The organism is Pantoea eucrina, assembly GCF_002095385.1.
Lineage (GTDB): Bacteria > Pseudomonadota > Gammaproteobacteria > Enterobacterales > Enterobacteriaceae > Pantoea > Pantoea eucrina.
The window spans coordinates 40,196-60,507 of record NZ_MIPP01000013.1 but is presented as its reverse complement, the minus strand read 5'-3'; the positions used below and the strand labels follow the sequence as shown (position 1 = coordinate 60,507).

Here is a 20,312-nt window from a genome sequence, read left to right as displayed (position 1 = left end):
CCAACGATCCCGGCCTTAAAGCTGGGTGAGTTTCTGCAGCATCTGATCGGAGGTACTGATCGCCTTGCTGTTAATTTCATACGCGCGCTGCGTCTGGATCATGGTCACCAGCTCTTCCGCCACGTTGACGTTTGAGGTTTCCACATATCCCTGATAGAGCAGGCCTGCGCCGTTCTGACCAGGCGTGCTCTCAGTAGGCGCGCCGGACGCCTGCGTCTCCTGATAGAGGTTCTCGCCGACGCTGTCGAGACCGGCATCGTTCATAAAGGTGCTCAGCGTGAGCTGGCCCACCTGTGCGGGCTGCGCCTGCCCCTGCTGCGTCACCGTAACCACACCGTCGCGGGCAATCGTGATGCTGGTGGCGTTTGCCGGGATCGTGATACCCGGCTGTACCGGGAACCCGGCGTTGGTCACCAGCTGACCATTCTGATCCACCTGGAAAGAGCCATCACGCGTATAGGCAGAGGTGCCATCCGGCATCTGCACCTGAAAATAACCCTGTCCGTTTACCGCCACATCTTTTGAGTTGCTGGTCTGCGACAGGTTGCCCTGGTTATGCAGACGCTCAGTGGTAACCGGGCGTACACCGGTACCGATCTGCAGACCAGACGGCAGCGTAGTCTGCTCAGAGGATTGCGCACCAGGCTGACGCAGCGTCTGATACATCAGATCTTCGAAGACCGCGCGCGAACGCTTAAAGCCGTTGGTGCTGACGTTTGCCAGGTTGTTGGCAATGACGTCCATATTGGTTTGCTGTGCGTCAAGACCGGTTTTCGCGATCCATAAAGAACGAATCATTCTGTTTTCCTTACGCCTTAGCTGCTCATATTGAGCAGCTGATTAGCGCGCTGTTCGTTTTCATCAACGTTTGAGATCACTTTCATCTGCATCTCAAACCGTCGGGCGTTGGCGATCATATCGACCATGGTTTCAACCGGCTTGACGTTGCTGCCTTCCAGCACGCCCGGCATCACCTGCACCGTCGCGTCGTTAGCCAGCGCAGCACCGCGCTGCGCCTGGGTCGCCGCGCTGGGGCGAAACATGCCGTCGTCACCGCGCGTCAGCTCCTGCCCGGTGGCGCGCACCAGCTTGAGCCGGCCGAGCTGAACCGTGGCGTTAGGCGCATCGCCCGCATTGAGTGCGGTGATCGAGCCATCTGCCGCGATGGTGAGCTGGGCACCCTGCGGCACCGCAATCGGTCCGCCGTCACCCATGACGGGATTGCCCTGAATGGTCAGCTGACCGGTGGGACTGATCTGCATATTCCCGTTACGGGTATAGGCTTCACTGCCATCCGCGGTGCGTACGGCCAGCCAGCCATCCTGCTGTACCGCTACATCCAGCGGACGCTCGGTGTAGTCGAGCGAACCCTGCGTCATATCGGCACCCGGCGTTGAGGCGGCTACCAGCGTGCGCGTTGGCAGAGACCAGCCGCTGACCGGCACCGCGCGCAGCGCATTCAGCTGCGCCCGGAAGCCCGGTGTCGAAGCATTGGCGAGGTTGCTGGCGGTAACAGACTGCTGCTCCATCGTCTGACTGGCCGCGCCCATCGCGGTATATATTGCGTGATCCATAAAGCAATCCCGTTAGCGTATTAACGAAGGTTAACCAGGGTGTTAAGGATCTGATCCTGGGTTTTAATGGTCTGGCTATTCGCCTGGTAGTTACGCTGTGCCACGATCATATTCACCAGCTCTTTACTCAGATCGACGTTGGAGGCTTCCAGCGCACCAGAGGTCAGGCTGCCGTAGGTGCCGGTACCGGCCAGACCGATAGCCGCCTGCCCGGATGAGCTGGAGGCGGACCAGACGTTATCCCCTTCTGACTTCAGCCTTCCGGGTTAGAGAAGCTCGCCAGCACGATCTGACCCAGCAGCTGGGTTTTACGGTTGGAGTAAGTCCCGCTGATGGTGCCGTCATCGTTAATGGTGTAACCGGTGAGGTCGCCAGGCGCATAGCCATCCTGCGTCGGGTTACCAAAGTTAGTCGCGCCGGTGTTCTGCTGCAGGCTGCCCAGCACGCTCAGTGCAATCGGCTGGCCCGCTGCGGCGCCGTTAGAGCCGTCAATGGTCAGGCCGATGGTGTTAGCGGAGGTCAGCTTGCCGCTGGTGTCAAAGGTCATCGTAAAGTTACCGGCGGTTTTACCGGTGGTAGAGTCGATCGCGTGCACCGCCCAGGTATTATCCGCGCTCTTGGCGTAGTAGAGATCCAGCGCGTGATCGTTACCCTGCGAGTCATACACGGTCACGGTGCTTTTCGCGTTATAGCTGTCCACTTTGCTGGTATCAAACGGCGTGACGGTCGGGATCGCATCGGTTGAGTTCAGGTTAGACACCAGCGTCGCGCTGCTGGTGGCGCGCGCTGACATCTGCGTGGTGGGAATGCTCAGCGCAATCGGGTTCGCACCGTTCTGGATGGTTGGCGGGGTGCCGTTTGCCGGATAGCCGGTCACTTTCATCCCCTGGGTGTTCACCAGGTTACGGTTCTCATCCAGCGTAAACTGACCGTTGCGTGAATAGAACACGCCGCCGCTGGCGTCGGTCATACGGAAGAAGCCGTTACCGCTCAGCGCCACATCCAGCCCGCGGCTGGTTGAGGTGGTGGTGCCGTCATTGAAGTTCTGGATCACCGCCGCCACTTTGGTTCCCATACCGACGTTAGAGCCTGCGAACATATCGGCAAAGGCGATGGTGCTCGACTTAAAGCCCGCCGTGGCGGAGTTGGCGATGTTGTTACCAATGACATCAAGGTTGCTGGAAGCAGCACCCAGGCCGCTCACCGCTTGTGAAAAAGACATGTAATCTCTCCTGCTAAGGGGTTAGTCAGAGAATCTGACGAATTTCATCGAGGGTCGCGGAGCCCATGGTGCCGAGATCCAGTTTCGCGGTGTTGTTCACGGTGCTGACGCCATTGACATAGGCGTAGTTCAGCGGCTGTGCCACCAGCTGTGTGCTGCCATTGCTGGCGGCGAGTGCTACAGAATATTTGCCATCCGGCGCGACGCTGCCGTCATCGAGCTTGCCATCCCAGGAGAAGGTGTGTACCCCTGCGGTCAGGCCGCCCAGATCGATGTTACGCACCACGTTGCCGTTGGCATCTTTGATGGTCACGCCGGTGCCGGTTGACGCCGTGCCCAGCTCCACACCAAACGGCGTCGTGGTGCCTTTACCGACCAGCACCTGATCGCCTTTGACCATCACGCCATGTCCAATCAGCGTTGAGCTCTGCAGTGACTGGCTGGTGCTGATCTGGCCGGAAATCGATCCCAGCGTGGTGTTCAGCTTCTCAATCCCGCTCAGGGTGTTGATCTGCGCCAGCTGCGTGGTGAGCTGGCTGTTATCCATCGGATTGGTCGGATCCTGGTTCTGCATCTGCGTCACCAGCATGTTCAGAAACTGGTTCTGCAGCTCCTGTGCGCTGTTACCGGTGCCGGCCGAGCCGGAACTCAGGATCGTCGGGTCGAGATTGTCTTTAATGCCTACGGTTAAGCTCATCGTATCTCTCCGTTACTGCCCGATGGTGAGCGTTTTCATCATCATCGACTTCACTGTGTTCAGGACTTCGACGTTGGCCTGATAGCTGCGCGACGCAGACATGGTGTTGACCGTTTCAGCGACCACATCCACATTGGGCATTTTGACGTAGCCTTTCTGATCGGCCATCGGATTGCCTGGGTCATAGACCAGTTTTGCGGGCGTGGGATCGTTGACCACGCCCGCCACTTTGACGCCGCCGGTGGCCGCGCCCTGGGCGGCATTGGTCTGGAAAATCACCTGCTTCGCCACGTAGGGCTGTCCATCCGGTCCGGTTACGCTGTCGGCGTTGGCCAGGTTACTGGCGCTGACGTTAAGCCGCTGCGACTGCGCGGTCATCGCCGAGCCGGCGATATCAAATATATTCAGCAATGCCATGCTTATTGCCCCTGCAGTACGCTCATCATGCCTTTAATCTGGCTGCTGATGAGGGTGAGATCGGTTTGATACTTCAGGCTGTTATCGGCGAACTGCGTACGCTCGCGATCCATATCGACCGTGTTGCCATCTGCAGCGGGCTGGTCGGGAATGCGATACAGCAGATCCATCGCGGGCTGCGCCTGCGTTTGTGCTTCAATATGGCGCGATGAGGTCACATTCAGCGCCAGACCGCTGCCCTGCGCGCGGCCGTTCTGCATCACTTTGTTCAGCTGGCTGGCAAAGTCGATATCGCGCGCCTGATACCCGGGGGTATCCGCATTAGCGATATTTGACGCCAGAATCTCCTGACGCTGTGCACGCAGGTTTAACGCTTCGGTACCGAATCGCAGTGCGGCATCGAGTTTGTCGAGCATGCTTCCTCCGCGAATGAAAATTTTGAGCTGACAGCTTAATCGGGGGATTGCAAGGGCGATCGTCTGAATAACAGCAAAAACCACGGCTATTTTTACCCTTGATTTTTTTTTGCAGCGGGTAGACTCATCAGCAACTTTCAGTGGGAGGCGTTATGCGCAGAGCAACACAAGGGCTGTTTCTGGCGGTACTGCTGCTGGCGCTGCCAGGCTATGCGGCCGATCTGAACGCGCAGCTGACATCCTATTTTAAAGCGCGCGATCCGCAGCACGCCGCTGGCATGGTGGTTATTGTTCGTACCCCATCCGCACAGTGGCCCGCCTGTGAGACGCCGCAGCTGCAGCTGCCCGGTAACAGCCGTCAGTGGGGTAATCTGAGCATCGCCGCCAGCTGCGGACAAAATCGCCGCTATCTGCAGGTGCAGGTGCAGGTGACCGGTGACTATCTGGTCGCGAATCACCAGCTCACGCGCGGCACTGCCGTCAGCGCGGCTGATTTCAGAACGGAAACGGGCCGGCTCGATACGCTGCCGGCTCGCGCGCTGGTTGACGGCACGCATCTCGCAGAGGCGATTGCCCTGCGGGATATACCGCCCGGGCAGCCGGTTACGGCTTCGATGCTGCGCCAGCCGTGGCGGGTTAAAACCGGTCAGTCGGTGATGGTCACGGCGAGCGGCGACGGCTTTAATGCCAGCAGCGAAGGCCGCGCGCTGAGCAATGCCGGCGTCGCGCAGACGGTGCGGGTACGTATGGGAAATGGTCAGGTGGTAAGCGGTCGCGTCGGCGAGGATGGGAATATTCTGATATCACTCTAAAGCGCTAAAGAACAGAGGTGTTCAGCCGATAGAGATAACAGCTAAAATATAACCCTATGCCGATTCAGTGGGCGCATTCCACTGTACTTACAGGAGCCAAGCCATGAACGTCGACAAAACCGAACCGTCAAAACCGGTCAGCACGGTACAACCCCGTGACGCCAGCGACAACGCAGGCAGAATCCGTCAGAACTCCGCGCCGGCCGCCCCTGCCGCCAGCGAAAAGAGTGCCGAAGTCAGTCTGAGCTCAAGTCAGGCACAGCTGCTGGAGCCCAGCAGTCGCGATATTAATACCGCTCGCGTTGAGCAGTTAAAAACCGCCATCCGCAATGGCGATCTGAAAATGGATACCGGCAAAATTGCGGATGCATTAATTGCCGATACCCGGAAATATTTAGAAGGCTACTGATCCCGATGGATAATCTGCTGACCACCCTGGATAAAATGCAGGATGTACTGGCTTCACTGACTCAAATCATTGAGGAAGAGCAGCAGCAGCTCGCAGCCGGTCAGGTTAACGGCAACCTGCTGCAGCGCATTACTGAAGATAAAGCCGCGCTGCTGACAACCTTAAATTATCTGGATGAGATGCGCCATAATACGGAGAAAACGCTCGGTATAGAGGCGCCCTATCGCGGTCAGCAGGATATCGCCCGGCGCTGGGCCACTATCGCGCGCGTCACGCAGCAGCTGCGCGACGCCAATCAGCATAACGGACTGCTACTGCAGCATCAGGTCGCGTTTACCCGCGATGCGCTGCAGGTGCTGAAGCCGCATCAGACCCAGGCCTTTTATGGCCCGGACGGACGCGGACTGGGTCAGGCCATGCTGCGCAGCAAAGGCTGAGGCCTCAGCCGCGACCAGGGCAGCCGGGCTGCCCTGGCAATGCGCACTCAGGCAACGGTGCGGCGGGCAAAATCGCGCGGCCGGAACCCGAGCGCGCCAAGCACCACAAAATAGGCTCCCCCGCCGACGGCACAGACCGCCGCCAGGCGCACCAGCCGCCAGGCCATCTCGCCCTCTTCCCAGGCAGGCATCACCTGCAGCATCCCCAGCAGCGCGGCGGCCATGACCGCAACCGCGATAAACAGGCGTAATAAGAAACCCATCCAGCCTGGCTGTGGCTGAAAAATATCCTGTTTGCGCAGCTGCCAGTAGAGCAGCGCGGCGTTGAGGCAGGCCGCCAGCCCAATCGACAGCGACAGCCCCGCATGTTTCAGCGGACCGATAAACGCCAGATTCATCAGCTGCGTCATAATCAGCGTCACTATCGCTATCTTCACCGGCGTTTTAATATCCTGCCGCGAGTAAAATCCTGGCGCCAGCACCTTGACCACAATCAGCCCCATCAGGCCGACGGAATAGGCGATCAGCGCGCGCTGCGTCATTGCCGCATCAAACGCGGTAAATTTCCCGTACTGAAACAGCGCCACCGTCAGCGGTCCGGCCAGAATGCCCAGCGCCACCGCGCAGGGCAGCGCCAGCAGAAAACAGAGGCGTAATCCCCAGTCCATCAGCCGCGAATACTCAGCCTGGTTGCCGCTGGAGAAGCTCTTCGCCAGCGACGGCAGCAGAATGGTCCCCAGCGCCACGCCCAGCACGCCAGAGGGAAACTCCATCAGGCGGTCAGCGTAGTACATCCAGGAGACGGAACCTGACACCAGAAAGGAGGCGAAAATGGTATTGATGATAAGGGAAATCTGGCTGACCGATACGCCGAGGATCGCCGGTCCCATCTGGCGCATCACGCGCCAGACGCCGGCATCGCGCAGATTAATGCGCGGCAGCACCAGCATACCAATCTTCTTCAGGTGCGGCAGCTGGTAGCCAAGCTGCAGCACGCCGCCTACCACCACCGCCCACGCCAGCGCCATAATTGGCGGATTAAAGTGCGGTGCGGCAAATAGCGCAAAGCCGAGCATGCTGATATTCAGCAGCGTGGGCGCAAACGCCGGAACCGAAAAGCGATTCCAGGTGTTGAGGATCGCCCCCGCCAGCGACGCCAGCGAGATCAGCATAATATAGGGGAACGTCACCCGCAGCAGCGCGCTGGTGAGGGCAAATTTATCGGCGGTATCCGCAAAGCCAGGGGCCGTGATCATAATCACCCAGGGCGCGGCGAGCATGCCCAGTACCGTCACCACAGCCAGCGCCAGCGTCAGCAGGCCTGACACATACGCCACAAAGACCTGCGTCGCCTCTTCACCCTGCTTCGCTTTGTACTCCGCCAGAATCGGGACAAACGCCTGCGAGAACGCGCCCTCGGCAAAAATCCGGCGCAGCAGGTTGGGCAGCTTAAACGCTACAAAAAACGCATCCGTCGCCATTCCGGCGCCAAATACGCGCGCCACAATGGCATCGCGGGCAAAGCCCAGCACGCGGGAAAACAGGGTCATCGAACTGACCGCAGCCAGCGATTTTAGCAAATTCATAATGAAGGGTGCGTCCTGAAAAAGTCGGGAAAAAGCGCCATGCAGCACGGGCATCCGCGATGCCCGGCGTTAGTCTACTGAGGTCGCGGCAAATGACCAGTACCGAGTGTTACAAGGCGTTATTCCCGCTCCACCTCGCGGATCAGTTTTTCTGTCAGACGCTGCGCCACCAGCGCCTGCTCGCCGCTGGTTTCAGGCATAGTCTGATTTTCCACGCAGCGGATAAAGTGATGCGCCGCGCCGGTAAAACCGCGCTGCGTCAGATGGCTTTGCCACGCAGGCGGCACCTCACGCAGCAGCCCGCGGCTGTTCTCCTGCTGCCAGTCGCGCATCTCCTCAATCTGGTAGTAGTCTCCGTCGCAGACCGCGGTGACCACCTCCCGCTGCGTGCCGGCGCGCCGGTGCATACTGGTAGAGACCTGAAGCCCGCCGGCGCTGAAATGGTGCTCTGCGTAGAGCAGTGCGCCTTCATCTGTGGTCCGGATATGGCCATCACCCGGCTGCAGTTTGCCCCCCGCCAGCCACAGGGCGGTATCCACCACGTGCAGATAATCATCCAGCAGCGTAAAGCGCAGCCCCTGCGGACCCACGCTGTCCATGCGATGCTTTTCAATCCGCAGCGAGGCGGCGCGCGGCATTTCCTGCTTCAGCTGCTGATAGCGCGGGGCAAAGCGCCGGTTAAACGCCACCATGAGTTTGCGCTGCCGTTTTTCCGCCAGCGCGACCAGCGCTTCAGCCTGCTGCAGCGTCTCTGCCAGCGGCTTATCCACGCAGACATCTTTGCCCGCCAGCAGCAGGGCCTGAACCACTTCAAAATGTGAGGCGGTGCTGCTGTGCACGAACACGGCGTCGCAGGCGGCGGCCAGGGCGTCAAGCCGGTCAAAACAGGGAATACGATAGCGGGCGCATACCGCCTCCGCCTTAACCTGATTGGGTGAAAACGCCCCCACCAGCTGCCAGCTTTCTGCCTGCGAGAGCACCGGCAGCCAGGCTTTCTGCGCAATCCCGCCTAAACCGGCAATACCAATTCGCAGCGTCATCTTAATGCTCCTGTGCCAGCAGCTGAGTCAGCTGCATCTGCAGTTCAGCCACCTGCTGCTCCAGCGCGGCAACCCGATCGCTAAGCTCCGCTTCACCGGCGGCGGGAGACGGCGAGCAGGTCGTCTCCTCTGCGGCCAGCAGGTGCCGGTAGCGGCTTTCGCGGCGGCCCGGCTCACGCGCCATTTTTGCCACCAGCGGTCCCTCCTGCCGGCTCATCAGCCCCTCCAGCGTCTGTTCGGTCTCACTGACATCGCTGAACTCATACAGCCTGCCGCTGCGGGTACGCAGCTCGCCTGGCGTTTGCGCCCCGCGCAGCAGCAGCAGGGTCATCACCGCGACTTCGGCGGCGCTGAGCTGCAGCTGACCAAACGCAGAGTTACAGAAGCGCTGCGCATATTTGCTGACTCGCTGGCTGGCGCCGCTGCTGGCGGTGACCAGGTGCTTTTTAACCAGCTCATCCAGCTGCGCCTGCACCTCCTCTTCGCTGAGCGTCATAACCGGCTCGCGGTTCGATTTCTGATTACAGGCGGCTACCACACCGTTCAGCGACAGAGGGTAATATTCAGGCGTAGCGATCTGCTTTTCCAGCAGCGCACCCAGCACGCGTAGCGCCTGGGAAGAGAGCGCGATTTTCATGGATCCGTTTCCTTTTAAAATTGAGTGCGCTTATCCGGCGTCCACGCGTGCCAGGTCAGCGCCGTCAGTACGTGATCCTGCCAGCAGCCATCAATAAGCAGATAGTTTTTTGCATAGCCTTCCTGCTCGAAGCCGAGCCGTGCCAGCAGATCGCCGCTGCGCTGATTGTGCGGCATATAGTTAGCCATAATGCGGTGCATGCGCTGCTGTCGCTGCATATAGCGAATAGCCGACTGCAGCGCTTCAAACATCATGCCCTGCCCCTGCCACTTTTCGCCCAGCGAATAGCCGAGATAGCAGGCGTGAAAGGAGCCACGCAGCACGTTGCTGAAATTTGCCACGCCGCGGATCTCATGTTCATCGGGGTCCATCAGCACAAAATAGAAAGCTGAGCCCTGCTTATGCAGATCGCCAATCAGGCCGAGCCGCGCCTGCCAGCCGGAGGGATAGCAGTGGCTGTCATCGCGCACCGGCTCCCACGGTTTGAGGAACGCGCGGTTTTCTGCGTAATAGTCTGCCAGCCGCCAGGCGTCGCGTTCATGCACCAGACGCACCACCAGACGATCGGTCGTAAGCCGCACGCGCGGGCCTGCAGAGCGATAGCCAAACATCGAATCTCCTGAAATCCTTAGCGAAAGAGAGCGGAACGCCGCTGGCGTTTTCTTCACTATAACCGCCCCACAGGCTGCGACACAACGTTGCTGAACAGGGGCAGGGTTTGCCCCTTCCACGGTTCTCTTCCATACTTCCGGCAGGATCGGAAAAAGGGTGAATCCCTCACCCGGAAAACCACAGGAGAAACGGGATGAAACTTTACATCTACGATCACTGCCCCTTCTGCGTCAAAGCGCGCATGATTTTTGGCTTAAAGAATCTGCCGGTAGAACTGGTGGTTATGCTCAATGATGACGAGGCGACGCCGGTAAAATTAATCGGCCAGAAAATGGCGCCGGTATTGCAAAAAGCGGACGGCAGCGCCATGCCGGAGAGCATGGATATTGTGCATTGGGTAGACAAACAGGATGGCGAACCGCTGCTGACCGGCAGAACCAATCCCGCTATCGCCGACTGGCTGCGCCACGTCAACGGCTATATCAATAAGCTTTTAATCCCGCGTATCGCCGATGCTGCTTTTGCTGAATTTGCCACCCCGGAAGCGCGACGCTATTTTCACGATAAAAAAGAGGCGAGCCTCGGTGATTTCACCGAGCTGCGTAAACATGCGCCTGGCCTGATCAAGAAGATCAGTGACGATCTGCGCCAGCTGGATCGGCTGATTGTGAAGCCTAACGCCGTTAACGGCGAGCTGTCCGAGGATGATATCAACCTCTTCCCGCTGCTGCGCTCACTGACGCTGGTGTCCGGCATCGACTGGCCAAGCCGCGTCACCGATTACCGCGATAACATGGCGAAACAGACGCAGGTTAATCTGCTCTCTTCTATCGCCGCCTGAATGTTAAACCGGGAGGAACCCGTTCGCGGGTTTCTCATCTTATCTGATGACACCTTGCGCCGATTCAGGCAGGCTTAGCGCTGTTTGCCACACCGGAACGAGGATGCAATGAAAAAGAAATTTTATGGGATCGCGGCGCTGTTCGGCATGCTGCTGCTCAGCGGCTGTAATCAGTTGACGCAATACACCATCACGGAACAGGAAGTGAACCAGGCGCTGCAAAAGCGCAACAATTTTGAAAAAGAGATCGGCGTATCCGGCCTTATCAATGCGCATATCGTACTCAGCGATCTCAGCAGTGAAATCGGACGTGAAGAACCTGACCGCGTCACCCTCTCCGGTAAAGCGAAAATTGATGTCACCTCACTGTTTGGTCCGCAGCAGGCTGAGATGCTGCTGAAAATGAAGGCACAGCCGGTTTATAACGCGCAGGAAGGCGCTATCTATCTGCACAACCTGTCGATTGTTGATGCGCAGGTCGTACCGGAAAAAATGGCGTCGATTGTGAAAACGCTGACCCCCTATCTCAATCAGTCCCTGCAGCACTATTTCAATGAACGGCCCGCCTACCTGCTGAGCGCTGACCGCAGTAAAGGCGAAGCGCTGGCGAAAAAGCTGGCGAAAGGACTGGAAGTCAAACCGGGTCAGCTGGTGATCCCTTTCACCGACTGATACCGTCCCGTGCGGCCAGCGTTTATCTGGCCGCACGGGTCATCGCTTTCCGGCGATAAAAAGCCGTGCAAACGGTTGCCTGCCCGCTTAAGATATCGCCCCGGCCTGAATGCGCCATTCTGTTTTCACTTAAGCCGGAGCCTGACCATGACCTCTCAACCTCAGCACATCACCATTCGCCGCCCTGATGACTGGCATATCCACCTGCGCGACGGCGTGATGCTTGAAAGCGTACTGCCCTATACCAGCGCCGTGAATGGCCGGGCGATTGTCATGCCAAATCTGGTGCCGCCGGTCACCAGCGTGGCGGCGGCCCGTGAGTATCGCGCGCGCATTCTTGCCGCCCTGCCCGCTGCGCACAATTTTACGCCGCTGATGACCTGCTATCTGACCGATTCACTCGAACCCGATGAGATTGAAGCGGGGTTTCGCGCGGGCGTATTCACCGCTGCCAAGCTCTATCCGGCACACGCTACCACTAACTCAAGCCACGGCGTAACAAACACCTCGGCGATTGCTGCGGTGCTGGATCGCATGCAGCAGATTGGTATGCCGATGCTGGTGCATGGTGAAGTCACTGATTCCCACATTGATATTTTTGATCGCGAAGCGCGCTTTATTGAGACCGTACTGCATCCGCTGCGCCAGCAGTTTCCCGGCCTGAAAGTAGTCATGGAGCACATCACCACAAAAGAGGCCGCTGACTATGTGGCTGAGGGCAATGCGCTGCTGGGCGCAACCATTACGCCGCAGCATCTGATGTTTAACCGTAACCATATGCTGGTGGGCGGGATCCGTCCTCATCTTTATTGCCTGCCTGTTCTGAAGCGCAACACACATCAGCAGGCGCTGCGTCAGCTGGTAGCCAGCGGCCATCCGCGCGTTTTCCTTGGCACCGATACTGCGCCCCACCTGCGGCATGCCAAAGAAGCAAGCTGCGGCTGTGCGGGCGTCTTCAACGCGCCGACCTCTCTGCCTGCCTACCTTACCGTGTTTGAAGAGCTTAACGCCCTGCAGCACTTTGAAGCGTTCTGCTCAGAAAACGGTCCGAATTTTTACGGCCTGCCGCTTAACGAGGGAACGCTGACGCTGGTCCGCGAACCTTGGCAGGTGGCTGAAAGCGTCACCGCAGGCGACGATACGCTGGTGCCGTTTCTTGCCGGCGAAACGCTGAACTGGCGCATTAAAGAATAAGCGATAACTGCTTGCCTTCGGCATTAATATACTGTACAAATAACCAGTATATTAAACCGGAGGCGTCTATGCGTATCGATATTACCGTAGCGAAAAACCGCCCGCTGCCCGCAGGTGCACTCGATGCGCTTAGCGCGGAGCTTTCCCGTCGTATTGCACACGATTTTCCTGAAGGCGAGCACCACGTTAATGTGCGCTATGCCACCGGGAATCAGCTGAGCGTGACCGGCGGCTGTAAAACTTCACGCGACCGCATTACCGATCTCCTGCAGGAAACCTGGGAAAGCGCCGACGACTGGTTTACTCACGATTAACCGCCAATGTGCCGTTTTTGCCGGGTTTCGCCCCGGCTTTTTTTGTTTCATTTCCCCTCGCCAGAAAAACAGCCGCCATCTAGACTCAGGTTTATCGATCCCCTATTCTTGCCTCGCCATGCTTACAGGAGGTGTTTGACCGATGATCACAGATAAACCCGAAGAGGCGATGACCTTTGGTGAACTGCTGGCGCTCATTGCCGAGCAGCAGCGCCGTTTAACCGTCCTTGAAACTGCCTTTACCAGTCTGACGCTTTCGCTCGATGCGCCCGCAGTCCAGCTGCTTGCCCATAACCTGACGCAGGAAGCGCAGAACCAGCAGCACGATGCCTCGCTGCAGCAGCAATTTTTCCGCCTGGCGAAGACGCTCCGGCAGCGCACAGATCCGCTCTCTGCTGAAGCGCAGCCCTGATATTCCGCGACTGAGTCCGGCATGTTCCGCTGAAGTTTCTGTCGCTTTCGCCGATAAAACAGGTAATGTTGCCGGGCTGGTTACGTCTGTAGCAGGAAACCAGCCCGTTATCTTCCGGCGCTTTTACAGCATTTTCTGGTGCATTTCGCAGTCATATAGCCGCATTTCATTACTATTGACCTGTCTGACCGCTATTTCATGTTATAATTAGCTCGCTAGTGCATGTAGCAGCCGCATTGAACCTCAAGAAGCACTTCGTTTAACGAGTAATAAGGAGGTTATAATGGACAGTAATAAAGACGTCATCCAGACTCATCCCCTGATTGGATGGGACATCAGCACCGTTGACAGCTATGACGCTATGATGATACGCCTGCACTCGCTCTCCTCGCAGGATCAAAAAGAAGAAGAAGCTGACGTCGGTTTGACCTACTGGTTAACCACTGACGTTGCCAGACAGTTTATCTCCATACTGGAAGCTGGCATTGCTAAAATAGAATCTACTGAGCAAAACCTGCGCGATAGTCGCAAGCACTGACCGTTCCTGTTGCGCGAAAAAGGCACCCATAGGGTGCCTTTTTCATATCGCTCCCGCTTTTGGTATGCTGTTGAAAAATTTCGCCGTTTTGCAGGAGTGTTCGTGTCATGGTTTACGATCTGATTATCGTGGGCAGTGGGTCAGTCGGGGCCGCTGCGGGTTTCTACGCTACGCAGGCTGGCTTATCGGTGCTAATGATCGACAGCGCGCATCCCCCGCATCAGCAGGGAACACATCACGGCGAGACCCGCCTGATTCGCCACGCCTATGGTGAAGGAGAGCGTTATGTGCCGCTGGTGCTGCGCGCCCAGTCACTGTGGGATGCGCTGGAGCAGCAGAGCGGCGAGCGTATCATGCATCGCAGCGGCATTCTCAACCTGGCACCCGCTCATTCGCCATTCATTGAGAATGTTATTCACAGTGCGAAAACCTGGCAGCTGGATGTCCAGCTACTGCAGGCGGATGAGGTGCGGCAGCGCTGGCCGCAGTTTACCGTGCCGGATGGCTACATCGGCGTCTTTGAGCCGAAGTCGGGCTATCTGAAATGTGAAGAGGCGGTGCGCAGCTGGATAAAACTGGCTGAACAGGCTGGCTGTGCACAGCTGTTTAATTGCCCGGTCAGCGATATCGGTCGCGACGGCGAGCTGCAGCAGGTCACCACGCTGGATGGGATCTATCGTGCGCGCAAGCTGCTGGTCAGCGCCGGTACCTGGGTCAGCGAGCTAATAGCCGATCTGCCGGTTACGCCAGTGCGTAAAGTGTTTGCCTGGTATCAGGCTGACGGCCGCTACAGTGAAAACAATCACTTTCCCGGTTTTACCGTAGAGACGCCAGACGGCAGTCACTTTTACGGGTTTCCGGCAGATAATAACGCCCTTAAAGTGGGCCGGCACGATGGTGGTCAGGTCATGCAGACCCCGCAGGATCGCAAACCTTTTGGTGCTGTGGCCTCAGATGGCAGCGAAGCGTTTCGCTTTTTGCGGCAGTTCCTGCCCGGCGTCGGCGTCTGTTTACACGGCGAGGCGTGCAGCTATGACAATACCCCTGATGAAGATTTTATTATCGATACCCTGCCGGATGAACCCAACCGCTTAATCATTACCGGCCTTAGCGGTCACGGTTTTAAATTTGCCAGCGTTCTGGGCGAGCTTGCCAGCGAATTTGCTCAGGATAAACCTTTCAGTTTCGATCTTACGCCCTTTTCTTTACGGCGCTTTTCCTGATACTCAGGCTGGCAGCACCGCAGCTGCCAGCCCTCCCATTTACATTTGTTTACGCCCGACACTCAATAATGCCTCATCCTGTGTAGTAATTATATTTATTACCTTAAAATGCCCTGCTTTCAGTCAATATTACTGAAGCAGTAGCGCGCCGCTATTTTAAAATTTTGACAACGATCCGCTTTTTTATAGAAAAGTAAGGCTCATTGCTTTTAGTTAATGAATTAAGGATGCTTGCAGCACTTATTTCATGGACAGGAATAAAGGCTATGTGGCGCAACACTGCAGATCGATTCGGCCTGCTCTCAATTATTATCCACTGGAGCATGGCGGTTGCCCTCTATGCGATGTTTGCCCTGGGATTATGGATGACAGGCCTGGGCTATTATGACAGCTGGTATCATACTGCACCGGACATTCATAAAAGCGTCGGGACAATACTGTTTATTCTGCTGTTGCTGCGCCTGCTCTGGCGCTGGCACTCCCCTGTACCCGCCCCGCTCGCCAGCTATTCTGCCACGGTTCGCCGTACCGCCCGGGGTGTGCATGCCCTGCTTTATCTGCTTTTCCTCCTGCTGCTCGTTAGCGGCTATCTGATTTCTACCGCTGACGGTAAACCGGTCTCTGTATTTGGCTGGTTTAACCTGCCGGTAGTCGTTGCTGGCGGACCACAGCAGGCGGACCTGGCAGGCACGCTGCATTTGTGGCTGGCCTGGAGCCTGGTTCTGCTTTCAGCGCTGCATGCGCTGGGGGCGGTCAAACATCATATTATCGATCGGGACGCGACGCTCAGGCGCATGCTCGGTTTACGCTCACGTTCACTCTCTCAAAAGGATGTATCATGATCAGAAAAACGCTTCTGGCCGTCAGTGCCGCCGCGCTGTTTGCCACCAGCCTTAATGCCAGCGCCGCAGAGTATAAAATTGATAAAGAGGGGCAGCACGCATTTGTACAGTTTCGTATTCAGCACCTCGGCTATAGCTGGTTATATGGCACATTCAAAGATTTTGACGGCGGATTCACCTTTGACGATGCTAATCCGGCAGCCGATAAAGTGAATGTCACCATTAATACCGGAAGTCTGGATACCAATCATGCTGAGCGCGACAAACACCTGCGCAGCGCAGATTTCCTTAATACCAGCAAATATCCTCAGGCAACGTTCACCTCAACAGAGGTTAAAAAAGAGGGAGAGCGTTATAAAGTCACCGGCAATCTGACGCTGAACGGCGTAACAAAACCCATTACGCTGGATGCGCGCCTGATGGGTGAAGGTAAAGATCCGTGGGGCGGTTACCGGGCAGGTTTTGAAGCCAGCGGCGAGGTCGTTCTGAAAGAGTTTAATATCAGCAAGGATCTGGGCCCTGCCTCTCAAAAGGCTGAGCTGATTATCTCTGTAGAGGGAGTACGTCAGTAAGCGGCAAGCCGCCTGAGATCACTTCCTCAGGCGGCACCCGTCATTATGACTTATCGGGCGCGGGAATGGTCATCGTCATATTCAGCAGACCACGCGATTTGTTAAACACCTTATTGCCGTTTTCGCGTCCGGCACGACGTGCGCGCTGCTCTTCAGGCGACAGTTTTGCTTCTTCCATGCAGATTGGGCTGCAGCAGTTCTGATATTTTTCAGCGCAGGCGGGACACTGAATAAACAGCAGATGGCAACCGTCATTAACACAGTTAGTATGGCTGTCGCACGGCGTACCGCACTGATGGCAGCTGGAGAGAATATCATCAGAAATACGCTCGCCCATACGCTCATCAAAGACAAAATTTTTGCCTTTGAAACGCACCGGTAATCCCTGCTCGCGCGCGCGGCGCGTATATTCAATAATGCCGCCTTCAATGTGATAAACATCATCAAAGCCGTTATGCTTCATCCAGGCGCTCGCTTTTTCGCAGCGAATACCGCCGGTGCAGTACATCACAATTTTTTTATCTTTCTTATCCTGCAGCATATCGACTGCCATGGGCAGCTGATCGCGGAAGGTATCCGCAGGCACTTCCAGCGCATTATCAAAATGGCCCACTTCAAACTCATAGTGGTTACGCATGTCGACAAATACGGCATCAGGATCGTCCAGCATCGCATTAACGTCTGCTGCCTTCAGGTAGCTGCCCACATCGCTGGCGTCAAAACTGCCATCGTCGATGCCATCGGCAACAATACGGTCGCGCACTTTCAGGCGCAGCACCCAGAATGATTTACCGTCATCGTCCAGCGCAATATTCATGCGCAGATTATTCAGCGCCGGATCAAAAGCGTACAGCATCGCTTTCATCGCTTCATATTTCCCGGCCGGCACGCTGATCTGCGCGTTAATCCCTTCCCGGGCCACATAGACACGACCAAATACGCTAAGCTGCGTCAGCGCAATATAGAGGCGATCGCGGAACGCTTTGGGATCGGCAATCTGGAAATATTTATAAAAAGAGACTGTCGTACGCGGCTCTGTTTCCGCCAGCATGCGATCTTTCAGCTCTTTATTGGAAACGAGGTTATGTAACACTGGCATGGTGAACACCTGTTAGCAATGAGAGAATTTCAGGGCGCACATGATACCTGAATTCACAGCTGTGCCTAGCCCCCGAACCGAATTGGTGGTGATACACGCGTGCCGATTTTCTGCGCTGTTCGTCTGTTAATGCGGCAAACACCAGCCTGACGGGTGTTGTGAACGCGGTGTGATTACAGTTAACGACAAAAAATGGCATAATTGCGTTAAATAACAGAAACCGGACTCTCTGGTACAGAACGCAGGATACTGATTCTTCCATGACCCAACTTCCGCAATTTACCCGTGAACTGCTTCATCCGCGCTACTGGCTCACCTGGCTGGGCATTGGATTTTTATACGTGCTGGTTTTACTTCCCTACCCGCTTCTGTATGCATTTGGTTGCGGCCTGGGGCGTATTGCCATGCGTTTTATGAAGCGCCGCACAGAGGTTGCGCGACGCAATCTGGAGCTCTGCTTTCCTGATATGCCCATCAGCGACCGCGAGGCGATGGTTAAACACAACTTTGAATCAGTCGGAATGGGACTGATTGAAACCGGCATGGCCTGGTTCTGGCCCGACTGGCGTATCCGTAAATGGGTTAAGCCGGAAGGACTGGAGAATGTGACTCAGGCGCTGGCAGAAAAGCGCGGAATTCTGCTGATCGGTATGCATTTTCTGACGCTTGAGCTGGGCGCTCGCGTTTTCGGCATGTACAACCCGGGTATTGGTGTGTATCGCCCGAACGATAACAGACTGCTCGACTGGCTGCAGACCTGGGGTCGGATGCGCTCGAATAAAAGTATGCTGGATCGCAAAGATCTCAAAGGCATGATCCGGGCACTGAAGAGTAATGACATCATCTGGTACGCGCCAGATCACGACTACGGCCCGCGCAGCAGCGTGTTTGCCCCTTTCTTTGCCGTTAAGGAAGCAGCCACCACAACCGGAACCCATATGCTGATTCGGCTGGCTAATCCCAGCGTGGTGCCTTTCCTGGCACGTCGTCTGCCGGACGGACGCGGCTACGAGCTGAAACTGATGCCGGATATTCGCCATCAGTTCTCACTGGAAAGTGAGCTTGATACGGCAACGGTGATGAACCGCGTTGTTGAAGAGACGGTGTTACTCGCGCCTGAGCAATATATGTGGCTGCACCGCCGCTTTAAAACCCGTCCGGAAGGCCAGCCGTCGCGCTACTGATGCAGCACAGCGTTCAGGCTATCAGCGATATCTGATAGCCTGAACCGCACCTGATATGTCCATCAGATCCAGCATTATTTCTGGTTTCGTCTGAAAATCATTAGCTCCGGTAACAGGTTATGTTACCGGATTTGCCTGCACAGGCGCTCTGCAGCAGGCAATCAGCCGTCTGACACCGGCTTTCTGGGCCACACTTATCAATTAAAAGAGTGCAATCTGGTCCTGATCATCTATAATTCCAGGCCTAATCCTATTTATTTTTTTCAAAATCGTTTGACTTACTTATCAATGCAGAAAAATTGACTTATTTTACAATGCGTTGTCGATAAAACAGGCTGCTTATTCCATATTGTCATTTTAAAAATTTTTTTAATTACTTTATTACACTGGTTCACTCCGCTGATTCCGGTTAATTTCAGTTGCAACAGTTAACCAATTAACTGTTCTCAGAAAAATAAAAAAGATTACACACAGCAAATCTCATGCAGGACAAAATAATATGAACAAAGGTCATTATTATTACGTTACGATCGGTACCGATCAGGAAGGCTATCATCTGCTGCATCGTAAAGAGTGCAAACGGATGCCGCTTAAAGAAGATATGGTGTTTATTGGCACCCTCTATAACCTGAATCAGGCGCTGGCCACCGCGCGTATTAACTTCAAAAAAGTAAAGCCGTGTATCAAATGCTGTATTCGCTACTCTGCACCGGTAATGCGCGAAACTGTCCGTCCGGTTCTGCACTTTCCGCAAAAAATGCTCTGATGCGTATGGGCGGGTGATTTTTTCCTCACCCGCCCGTACTGCTCGCCTGCCCGCCTGCGTTCTGCAAATTTTCGTCTATCCTTCTGTAAAATCCCCTTTTTACAGTCAAGGAGTCATCAATGGATCTGTTCAGCACTTTAGAAGAAGCAATTGAAGCCGCACGTGAAGAGTTTATGACCAGCCAGCAGGGCGTATCCGAAGAGGATGTCAACGTCAGCCAGTTTGGCCTGCAAAAATATGTCATGCAGGATGGCGACATCATGTGGCAGGCGGAGTTCTTTGCCAGTGAAGATGAACAGGGTGATTGCCTGCCGCTGCTTAGCGGTGAGGCGGCGCAGGCGGTATTTGACGGCGATTTCGACGAAATTGAGATGCGTCAGGAGTGGCAGTCTGAAAATACCCTGCACGAATGGGATGATGGCGAATTTCAGCTGGCGCCACAGCGCGATCTTGAAGAGGGTGAAGTGGCTGCTGAAGAGTGGGAAGATGACAACACGGATTCAGATAATCTGGCGTAATCTCACTCATAAGGCCCATGCTGCGCGTCAACCGGCAGCAGCAGCGTGTCCACTATCAGCGACAGCGGCAGATCGAGGATGGTGACGATGCGCCACGGGCCGTCGCGCACATCCCACTGCACGCCGGGATAATAGTGGTTACCGTGCCCCTGTCCGGGCACGGTACGGCTGATAATGCTGCCGCACCCGCTCAGCATCAGCACACTGCCTGCCAGTATGACCGCCAGAACGCTTTTCACATCGCTTATCCTCACTGATTGACCTGCTACTATACCTGC

The 20,312-nt window shown here is 56.1% G+C and carries 26 protein-coding genes and 1 pseudogene; 15 read left to right on the top strand and 12 right to left on the bottom strand.

All coding sequences use genetic code 11. The features are described from left to right. Window positions 1-15 precede the first annotated feature (15 nt). From flgG to flgB, 6 genes and pseudogenes are all read right to left on the bottom strand, one after another. Window positions 16-798, bottom strand: coding sequence for a flagellar basal-body rod protein FlgG (gene flgG, locus HA43_RS08020; protein WP_039383803.1), 783 nt, complete (start codon window positions 796-798; stop codon window positions 16-18). Between the two features lie 17 nt (window positions 799-815). Then, window positions 816-1,574: a flagellar basal body rod protein FlgF gene (locus tag HA43_RS08015; protein WP_039383802.1), complete on the bottom strand. Its 759-nt coding sequence runs from the start codon at window positions 1,572-1,574 to the stop codon at window positions 816-818. A 20-nt stretch (window positions 1,575-1,594) separates the two neighbouring features. Beyond that, a pseudogene (gene flgE, locus HA43_RS08010) lies at window positions 1,595-2,796 on the bottom strand (flagellar hook protein FlgE). A 25-nt stretch (window positions 2,797-2,821) separates the two neighbouring features. Further along, complete coding sequence (flgD, locus tag HA43_RS08005) at window positions 2,822-3,493, bottom strand: flagellar hook assembly protein FlgD (RefSeq protein ID WP_071668728.1); 672 nt, start codon at window positions 3,491-3,493, stop codon at window positions 2,822-2,824. Window positions 3,494-3,505: 12 nt separating this feature from the next. After that, the gene (flgC, locus tag HA43_RS08000) at window positions 3,506-3,910 is read right to left on the bottom strand and encodes a flagellar basal body rod protein FlgC (RefSeq protein WP_039383794.1); all 405 of its coding nucleotides are present in this window, start codon (window positions 3,908-3,910) and stop codon (window positions 3,506-3,508) included. Between the two features lie 2 nt (window positions 3,911-3,912). Next, complete coding sequence (gene flgB / locus HA43_RS07995; RefSeq protein ID WP_039383791.1) at window positions 3,913-4,326, bottom strand: flagellar basal body rod protein FlgB; 414 nt, start codon at window positions 4,324-4,326, stop codon at window positions 3,913-3,915. 152 nt (window positions 4,327-4,478) lie between these two features. On the opposite strand from flgB, the gene flgA reads away from it, so the two are divergent. From flgA to flgN, 3 genes are all read left to right on the top strand, one after another. Continuing rightward, entirely contained in the window at window positions 4,479-5,138 is a 660-nt protein-coding gene (gene flgA / locus HA43_RS07990) for a flagellar basal body P-ring formation chaperone FlgA (protein ID WP_094111371.1), read from the top strand. A 103-nt stretch (window positions 5,139-5,241) separates the two neighbouring features. After that, complete coding sequence (gene flgM, locus HA43_RS07985; RefSeq protein ID WP_039383785.1) at window positions 5,242-5,547, top strand: flagellar biosynthesis anti-sigma factor FlgM; 306 nt, start codon at window positions 5,242-5,244, stop codon at window positions 5,545-5,547. A 5-nt stretch (window positions 5,548-5,552) separates the two neighbouring features. Continuing rightward, window positions 5,553-5,984, top strand: coding sequence for a flagellar export chaperone FlgN (flgN, locus tag HA43_RS07980; protein ID WP_094111370.1), 432 nt, complete (start codon window positions 5,553-5,555; stop codon window positions 5,982-5,984). A gap of 47 nt (window positions 5,985-6,031) precedes the next feature. On the opposite strand, the gene murJ is transcribed toward flgN, so the two are convergent. The 4 genes from murJ to rimJ form a co-directional block, all read right to left on the bottom strand. Continuing rightward, window positions 6,032-7,570 (bottom strand): murein biosynthesis integral membrane protein MurJ, encoded by a 1,539-nt coding sequence (murJ, locus tag HA43_RS07975; RefSeq protein ID WP_039385797.1) that lies wholly within the window; start codon window positions 7,568-7,570, stop codon window positions 6,032-6,034. A gap of 119 nt (window positions 7,571-7,689) precedes the next feature. Continuing rightward, a complete protein-coding gene (locus HA43_RS07970; protein WP_094111369.1) occupies window positions 7,690-8,610 on the bottom strand; it encodes a Gfo/Idh/MocA family protein in 921 nt (306 codons plus the stop codon). Between the two features lies 1 nt (window position 8,611). Then, entirely contained in the window at window positions 8,612-9,247 is a 636-nt protein-coding gene (locus HA43_RS07965; protein WP_094111368.1) for a YceH family protein, read from the bottom strand. A gap of 14 nt (window positions 9,248-9,261) precedes the next feature. Continuing rightward, on the bottom strand, window positions 9,262-9,858 hold the full coding sequence (rimJ, locus tag HA43_RS07960; RefSeq protein WP_039383776.1) for a ribosomal protein S5-alanine N-acetyltransferase: 597 nt from the start codon (window positions 9,856-9,858) through the stop codon (window positions 9,262-9,264). 194 nt (window positions 9,859-10,052) lie between these two features. Between rimJ and grxB the strand changes: the two genes are divergently transcribed. The 9 genes from grxB to HA43_RS07915 all read left to right on the top strand — a co-directional run bounded on the left by grxB (window position 10,053) and on the right by HA43_RS07915 (window position 16,467). After that, window positions 10,053-10,700, top strand: coding sequence for a glutaredoxin 2 (gene grxB, locus HA43_RS07955; RefSeq protein ID WP_039383774.1), 648 nt, complete (start codon window positions 10,053-10,055; stop codon window positions 10,698-10,700). Window positions 10,701-10,808: 108 nt separating this feature from the next. Continuing rightward, entirely contained in the window at window positions 10,809-11,372 is a 564-nt protein-coding gene (locus HA43_RS07950) for a lipoprotein (RefSeq protein WP_039383772.1), read from the top strand. Window positions 11,373-11,519: 147 nt separating this feature from the next. Beyond that, window positions 11,520-12,566, top strand: a complete 1,047-nt coding sequence (gene pyrC, locus HA43_RS07945) for a dihydroorotase (protein ID WP_039383769.1) — start codon at window positions 11,520-11,522, stop codon at window positions 12,564-12,566. Between the two features lie 68 nt (window positions 12,567-12,634). Beyond that, window positions 12,635-12,880: a DNA damage-inducible protein I gene (dinI, locus tag HA43_RS07940; RefSeq protein WP_039383767.1), complete on the top strand. Its 246-nt coding sequence runs from the start codon at window positions 12,635-12,637 to the stop codon at window positions 12,878-12,880. Window positions 12,881-13,022: 142 nt separating this feature from the next. After that, the gene (locus HA43_RS07935; protein ID WP_094111367.1) at window positions 13,023-13,292 is read left to right on the top strand and encodes a hypothetical protein; all 270 of its coding nucleotides are present in this window, start codon (window positions 13,023-13,025) and stop codon (window positions 13,290-13,292) included. A gap of 283 nt (window positions 13,293-13,575) precedes the next feature. Continuing rightward, window positions 13,576-13,830, top strand: coding sequence for a biofilm formation regulator BssS (bssS, locus tag HA43_RS07930; RefSeq protein WP_039383762.1), 255 nt, complete (start codon window positions 13,576-13,578; stop codon window positions 13,828-13,830). 107 nt (window positions 13,831-13,937) lie between these two features. Then, window positions 13,938-15,053 carry an N-methyl-L-tryptophan oxidase gene (gene solA, locus HA43_RS07925; RefSeq protein ID WP_039383761.1) on the top strand — a complete coding sequence of 372 codons (1,116 nt, stop codon included), beginning with the start codon at window positions 13,938-13,940 and terminating at the stop codon, window positions 15,051-15,053. 266 nt (window positions 15,054-15,319) lie between these two features. Then, window positions 15,320-15,895: a cytochrome b gene (locus HA43_RS07920; RefSeq protein ID WP_071668724.1), complete on the top strand. Its 576-nt coding sequence runs from the start codon at window positions 15,320-15,322 to the stop codon at window positions 15,893-15,895. Continuing rightward, on the top strand, window positions 15,892-16,467 hold the full coding sequence (locus tag HA43_RS07915) for a YceI family protein (RefSeq protein ID WP_039383760.1): 576 nt from the start codon (window positions 15,892-15,894) through the stop codon (window positions 16,465-16,467). Before HA43_RS07920 ends, HA43_RS07915 begins: the two co-directional genes overlap by 4 nt. A 43-nt stretch (window positions 16,468-16,510) precedes the next feature. Here HA43_RS07915 and trhO read toward each other — a convergent pair whose 3' ends face one another. Beyond that, window positions 16,511-17,566: an oxygen-dependent tRNA uridine(34) hydroxylase TrhO gene (trhO, locus tag HA43_RS07910; protein ID WP_039383757.1), complete on the bottom strand. Its 1,056-nt coding sequence runs from the start codon at window positions 17,564-17,566 to the stop codon at window positions 16,511-16,513. A 260-nt stretch (window positions 17,567-17,826) separates the two neighbouring features. On the opposite strand from trhO, the gene HA43_RS07905 reads away from it, so the two are divergent. The 3 genes from HA43_RS07905 to HA43_RS07895 all read left to right on the top strand — a co-directional run bounded on the left by HA43_RS07905 (window position 17,827) and on the right by HA43_RS07895 (window position 20,034). Beyond that, window positions 17,827-18,750: a Kdo(2)-lipid IV(A) acyltransferase gene (locus HA43_RS07905; protein ID WP_094111366.1), complete on the top strand. Its 924-nt coding sequence runs from the start codon at window positions 17,827-17,829 to the stop codon at window positions 18,748-18,750. A gap of 499 nt (window positions 18,751-19,249) precedes the next feature. After that, window positions 19,250-19,516: a hypothetical protein gene (locus tag HA43_RS07900; RefSeq protein ID WP_065649626.1), complete on the top strand. Its 267-nt coding sequence runs from the start codon at window positions 19,250-19,252 to the stop codon at window positions 19,514-19,516. Between the two features lie 119 nt (window positions 19,517-19,635). Continuing rightward, the gene (locus HA43_RS07895) at window positions 19,636-20,034 is read left to right on the top strand and encodes a MysB family protein (protein WP_071668723.1); all 399 of its coding nucleotides are present in this window, start codon (window positions 19,636-19,638) and stop codon (window positions 20,032-20,034) included. A gap of 2 nt (window positions 20,035-20,036) precedes the next feature. Here the strand turns inward: HA43_RS07895 and HA43_RS07890 are convergent, their stop codons facing one another. Further along, window positions 20,037-20,273, bottom strand: coding sequence for a YceK/YidQ family lipoprotein (locus HA43_RS07890; RefSeq protein WP_039383751.1), 237 nt, complete (start codon window positions 20,271-20,273; stop codon window positions 20,037-20,039). Window positions 20,274-20,312 lie beyond the last annotated feature (39 nt).